This is a genomic window from Actinosynnema sp. NPDC023658, from assembly GCF_040639995.1.
Classification (GTDB): Bacteria; Actinomycetota; Actinomycetes; order Mycobacteriales; family Pseudonocardiaceae; genus Actinosynnema.
Genome location: NZ_JBFAAX010000372.1, coordinates 1 through 5,691 on the forward strand (window position 1 = coordinate 1; position 5,691 = coordinate 5,691).

A 5,691-nucleotide genomic window follows, 5' to 3' on the forward strand; every position below is an offset into this window, starting at 1 on the left:
CTGCGGCGCCGGGCGCAGCAGCTCTCCGGGGCCGACCCGGTGCGCATCGGCTACGTCAACTGGCTGCCGCCGGACCTGACCGCGCGCACGGCCGGGGTCGGGCAGGTGTACGTGGACACGTGGGTCGTGCCGTCGCACGCGCAGGCGGCCCGGGTCGCGGACGGCAGCCTGGACCTGGCCGTGTGCTGGGTCGGCGCCGCCGACCTCGCCCGGCACGGGTTGGTGGCGCGGCTGCTCGGCGCCGACCGGCTGTACGCCGTGTCGACCGGCACGGACAGCGGCCCGGTGCGGGCCGCGGACACCACGGTGCTCGTGGACGACGACGTCACGTCCTGGTCGTCGTGGAACCGGTTCGCCGAGGAGTTCGCCCGCGACACCGGCGCGCGCGTGGTGCGCATCCACAACGGCGCCGTCACAGGGCCGGCGTTCTTCGACCACGTGCGGGCGTGCACGACACCGGTGCTCAACTCCCCCAAGGGCCAGACCGCTCCCCTGCCGCCGGACCTCGTCCGCCGGCCGGTGGTCGACCCGGAGGTGGTGTGGACGTGGTCGCTGGTCCGCCGCGACGACGAGGTCCGGCCCTCCGTGCTGGCCGTCGCGGACGCCGTCACGCGTGACGTGGGCGACCTCGGTCTGCGCCGGGACGGCGTGTGGCTGCCCGCGGACGACCCCCACCGACCCCTCGGAGGCTGAACCTCCCACGAGGGAGGGAACAAGTCGTGGCACGTGAACCCGCTCGCGCGCACGATCGAACCGTCAGTCGAACCACTCCCCGGAAAGCGGGTACCGGACATGTCCACCCAGAAGGTAGCGATCATCACCGGCGCGTCCCAGGGGATCGGCGCCGCCCTCGTCCCGGCTTATCGCAAGCTCGGTTACTCGGTGGTGGCGACGTCCCGCTCGATCGACGCGCCGGACGACCCCGAAGTGCTGACGGTGCGGGCCGACCTGTCACAGCCGGGTGATGGCGCCCGCGTCGTGGAGGAAGCGCTCACCCGGTTCGGCCGGGTCGACACGCTGGTGAACAACGCCGGGGTGTTCGTCGCCAAGCCGTTCACCGAGTACACCGACGAGGACTTCGCCACCGTCGCGGGCACCAACCTCCGCGGCTTCTTCGACATCACCCGCAGCGCGGTGGCGGCGATGCTCGCCCGGGGCGAGGGCGGTCACGTGGTCAACCTCTCCACCACCCTGGTGGAGCACGCGCTGTCCCAGGTCCCGGCGGCGCTGGCGGCGTTGACCAAGGGCGGCCTGACCGCGGTCACCAAGTCCCTCGCGATCGAGTACGCGACCAGGGACGTCCGGGTCAACGCCGTCGCGCTCGGCGTCATCCGCACGCCGATGCACGCCCCGGAGACGCACGACTTCCTCGCCGCGCTGCACCCGGTCGGCCGCCTCGGTGAGATCGGGGAGGTGGTCGACGCGGTCACCTTCCTCGAACAGGCCGGCTTCGTCACCGGTGAGGTCCTGCACGTCGACGGCGGCCAGAGCGCGGGCCACTGACGTGCGCGCCGACGAGGTCCTGCGGGACGTCATGGACCGGTGGCGGGACGCGGTGGGCGCGCACCGGCCCGACGAGGTCGCCGCGCTGTTCACCGAGGACGCGATCTTCCAGGGCCTGCGCCCGTACGGGGTCGGTCGCGAGGTGGTGGCCGACTACTACGCCTCCCAGCCGCTCGGGTTGGCCGCGCGGTACGAGGTCGTGGAGACGCGCGAGTTGGCCGAGGGAGTGGTGCTCGGCTACCTCGACGTGGAGTTCTCGTTCGTCGACCGGCCGGTCCTGCCGGTGCACCTCGGCGTGGTCGTGCGGGACGGGCTGATCAGCCACTACCAGGTGTCCAGGCTCGACTAGAGCGCCACCTCCGCCAGTCGCGCGGACTGGCCGGCGCGGGTCGTGCCGATCGACGCGGCGAGTTCGCGGGTCTCCTGGTCGGCGCCGCTGTCCTGTTCGCCGCGCGCCAGCAACGCCGACTGCTCCAGGTGCTCGCGCAGCTTCGCGGTCAATCCGGACGGGTCCATGCGCAGCCCCGCGAGGTCGGCCTCCGACACCAGGCCGGGCATCTGGTGACCCGCGTGCGGGTTGTCGTCGGGCAACCCGGCCCGCTCCCGCAACCGCTTGAGCCGCACCAGTTCCTGCTCGTGCGACGAGCGCAGCTCGGCCGCGAACGGCGCGAGCTCGGGCGGCGCGAGGTCCAGCGCGGGCAGCAGCTGCTCGTCCATCGGGATCATCAGCTGGATCCACGCGGTGTCGGTGGGGTTGAACGGCGACGAGGACACCGGCGTCGGCACCGGCGGCGGTGTCGCGGTCGGCGCCGACGAGCACGCCGCCACCAGCAGCAGGGGGACACCCCAGAGCGCCCGAAGGCGCCCTGGGGTGACCGGGGACGTCGTCCTCACCGAGGCAACCGGTAGTCCGGACCGAGGGCCGCGCCCCGGTTCGGCTTGTACTGGTCGAACCCGCGCGGATCGCACTGGAGACCTCCGTTGACGCAGTGGCTGACCAACGCCTGCAATGTGGGTGCGTCCCAGGCGTTCATGAAGTCGTAGTGCCACGTGTACCCGCGTCCGCTGGCGAGCCGGACGCGAGACATGTCGCCCGACACCGGGAACGCCATCTTGAACTCCAGCATCGGCACGGGCACCGGGTGCGTGGCCGGGCACACCAGGGTCGCCCGGTCCGGGTACGCCATGTGCGACTTGTGGTCGGCGGAGTCCAGGTCGCGGCCGTTCCAGCAGCTCGGTGCCTGGTAGCGGACGTTGAGCTGGGTGCCCGGCGGGCAGTAGGACGGGAAGTCCCAGTTGTGCGAGCTGTTGCCGCACTCCCAGCCCTCGACCGCGCCGGGCGCGGTGCGGAACTCGTCCTGCGTCGCGGTCGGGCTGCCGACCACGAACCGGATCCCGGCCGGGAACGACCGGACGTCCTGGTACCGCAGGATGCCGGACTTGTAGTAGATGACCTGCGGGAAGTCCGGCACGATCAGCTGGTCGCCGTTGTAGACCGACGGGAACCAGTAGGCGGACTTGTCGTCGGGCGTCCTGCAGTTCGTCTGCCCGGCCTTCAGCGAGGTGGTGGTGCTGCTCGCGTTGGTCGAGCTGTTGCCCAGGAACGTGTGCATGTGCGACGCACCGGGCAGGCCCGGGAAGACGATCGGGTCGTCCGGGCGGTGGGCGGTGACCGAGCAGTTCGCCTGGAACTCGTGGTGCGTGACCAGATCATCGGCCTGGGCCGGTTGGGTGGCGACCGTCAGTACGGTCGCCAGGAGGCCGACCGCAGCAGTGGCGGTCAGCGCGCGGAGTGTTCTGGACATCCTTGTCCTCCTGCCGACGTGCGGGACGTGGCTGGGAGAGCGCTCTCCCAAAAGAGGTTGCCCGCTACCCCACCCGGGTGTCAAGAGGGCCGTCGTTGACAGATCCGTCCTCGGTTCGCAACACTTCGAGCCGGGTTGAGAGAGCGCTCTCCCGCACCTCGATCCGACAATCCGGCAGGAGACGCCATGTACCGCCTCCGATCCGCCAGCACGGCGGTCGCCACACTTCTGGGGTTCGCTCTGCTCATAGGGGTCGTGCTGGTCCCGGGCACGGCGAACGCCGCGCCCGTGCTGCTGTCCCAGGGCAAGCCCGCCACGGCGTCCTCGACCGAGGGCGCGGGCACGCCCGCGTCGGCGGCCGTCGACGGCGACGCGGGCACCCGGTGGGCGAGCGCGTGGAGCGACCCGCAGTGGCTGCGGGTGGACCTGGGCGCCACCTCGACGCTGAGCCGCGTCGAGCTGGACTGGGAAGCCGCCTACGCCAAGTCGTTCCAGCTCCAGGTCTCCGCCGACGGCACCACCTGGACCACCGTCCACACCACGGCCTCCGGGACCGGCGGCAGGCAGGGCATCGACGTGACCGGCTCCGGCCGGTACGTCCGCCTGTACGGCACCCAGCGCGCCAACGGCTACGGCTACTCGCTCTGGGAGTTCCGCGTCTACGGCACGCAGGGCACCACCCCCACGCCCGGCACCGGCGTGCACGTCACCGGCTCCCAGGGCAACTGGAAGCTCGTGGTGGACGGCCTGCCGTGGACCGTGAAGGGGCTCACCTGGGGTCCGCCGGCGGCCGACGCGGCCCGGTACATGCCGGAGCTGAAGTCCATGGGCGTCAACACCCTGCGCACGTGGGGCACCGACGGTTCCACCAAGCCGCTGCTCGACGCGGCGGCGGCCAACGGCATCAAGGTGATGAACGGCTTCTGGTTGCAGCCCGGCGGCGGCCCCGGCTCCGGCGGTTGCGTCAACTACGTCACCGACACCACCTACAAGACCGACATGCTGAACACCATCCGGCAGTGGGTGACCACCTACAGGGACCACCCCGGCGTGCTCATGTGGAACGTCGGCAACGAGTCCATCCTGGGCATGCAGAACTGCTTCTCGGGCACCGAGCTGGAGAACCAGCGCGTCGCCTACGCCAAGTACGTCAACGAGGCCGCCCGCGCCATCCACGCCATCGACACCAACCACCCCGTCACCAACACCGACGCGTGGACCGGTGCGTGGGTCTACCTCAAGGCGCACGCGCCCGACCTCGACCTGTACTCGGTGAACTCCTACGGCAACGTCTGCCAGGTCCGGCAGGACTGGATCAACGGCGGCTACACCAAGCCGTACCTGCTCACCGAGGCCGGACCGGCCGGTGAGTGGGAGGTGCCCAACGACGTCAACGGCGTGCCGAGCGAGCCGACGGACGTGCAGAAGCGCGACGGGTACACGCGGGCGTGGGAGTGCATCACCGGGCACACCGGGGTGTCGTTCGGCGGCACGCTGTTCCACTACGGCACCGAGTACGACTTCGGCGCGGTGTGGTTCAACCTGACCCCGGCGGGCAAGAAGCGGCTGTCGTTCTACGCGGTGCAGAAGGCGTTCGGCGGCGCGACGCCCGCCAACACCCCGCCGGTGATCACCGCCATGAACCTGCCCACCAGCGTCCCGGCGGGCGCGCAGCTGGCCGTCGACGTGGCCGCGAGCGACCCGAACGGCGACCCGATCACCTGGTCGGCGGCGTTCAACAGCAAGTACATCGACAACAGCGGTGGTCTGGCGAGCACCCCGGTGCAGGTCAACGGCAACCGCCTGACGGTGACCGCGCCCGACCGGCTCGGGGTGTGGAAGGTGTACGTCATGGCCGAGGACGGCCGCGGCAACATCGGCATCGAGACCCGTTCCGTGCGGGTCGTCGCGCCGCAGCCGGCCGGCACCGACGTGGCCTTGAACAAGCCCGTCACAGCCTCGTCCTACCAGCAGGTGGGTGACGGTGCGCCGTTCCCGCCGTCGAACGCCGTGGACGGCAACGCGGGCTCCCGCTGGGCGACCGACTGGGCCGACCCGCAGTGGCTGCGGGTGGACCTCGGCGCGGTGACCACGTTCCAGCACGTCCAGCTCGTGTGGGAGGGCGCCTACGGCAAGGCGTACGAGATCCAGGTGTCCGACGACGGCACGACCTGGCGGTCGGTCTACGGCACCACGACCGGCAACGGCGGCGTCGACTCGATCGACGTGACCGCGACCGGTCGGTACGTGCGGCTGAACGCCACCCAGCGCGGCACCGGGTGGGGCTACTCGCTCTACGAGCTCGGCGTCTACCGGCGCTGATCGCGAAGACGGCCGGTGAGTCGGGGCGCTCCCCGACTCACCGGCTTCGCGCGCGCCGAGG

At 71.3% G+C, this 5,691-nt stretch carries 6 protein-coding genes; 4 read left to right on the forward strand and 2 right to left on the reverse strand.

Translation table 11 applies throughout. The features are described from left to right. The 3 genes from AB0G02_RS26665 to AB0G02_RS26675 form a co-directional block, all read left to right on the forward strand. Nucleotides 1-693 (forward strand): LysR family transcriptional regulator (locus tag AB0G02_RS26665; RefSeq protein WP_360798700.1); only part of this gene is annotated, 693 nt, incomplete at its 5' end. A 99-nt stretch (nucleotides 694-792) separates the two neighbouring features. Continuing rightward, nucleotides 793-1,503 (forward strand): SDR family oxidoreductase, encoded by a 711-nt coding sequence (locus tag AB0G02_RS26670; protein WP_360798703.1) that lies wholly within the window; start codon nucleotides 793-795, stop codon nucleotides 1,501-1,503. A gap of 1 nt (nucleotide 1,504) precedes the next feature. Next, entirely contained in the window at nucleotides 1,505-1,852 is a 348-nt protein-coding gene (locus AB0G02_RS26675; protein ID WP_360798706.1) for a hypothetical protein, read from the forward strand. On the opposite strand, the gene AB0G02_RS26680 is transcribed toward AB0G02_RS26675, so the two are convergent. Both AB0G02_RS26680 and AB0G02_RS26685 read right to left on the reverse strand, forming a co-directional pair. Then, nucleotides 1,849-2,397 (reverse strand): DUF305 domain-containing protein, encoded by a 549-nt coding sequence (locus AB0G02_RS26680; protein WP_360798709.1) that lies wholly within the window; start codon nucleotides 2,395-2,397, stop codon nucleotides 1,849-1,851. The two genes, AB0G02_RS26675 and AB0G02_RS26680, sit on opposite strands and share 4 nt — an antisense overlap. Continuing rightward, on the reverse strand, nucleotides 2,394-3,308 hold the full coding sequence (locus AB0G02_RS26685; protein WP_360798712.1) for a DUF1996 domain-containing protein: 915 nt from the start codon (nucleotides 3,306-3,308) through the stop codon (nucleotides 2,394-2,396). Before AB0G02_RS26685 ends, AB0G02_RS26680 begins: the two co-directional genes overlap by 4 nt. Nucleotides 3,309-3,494: 186 nt before the next feature. Here AB0G02_RS26685 and AB0G02_RS26690 point away from each other — a divergent pair, with 186 nt between their 5' ends. Then, nucleotides 3,495-5,630, forward strand: coding sequence for a discoidin domain-containing protein (locus tag AB0G02_RS26690; RefSeq protein WP_360798715.1), 2,136 nt, complete (start codon nucleotides 3,495-3,497; stop codon nucleotides 5,628-5,630). The last annotated feature ends 61 nt before the right edge of the window (nucleotides 5,631-5,691 follow it).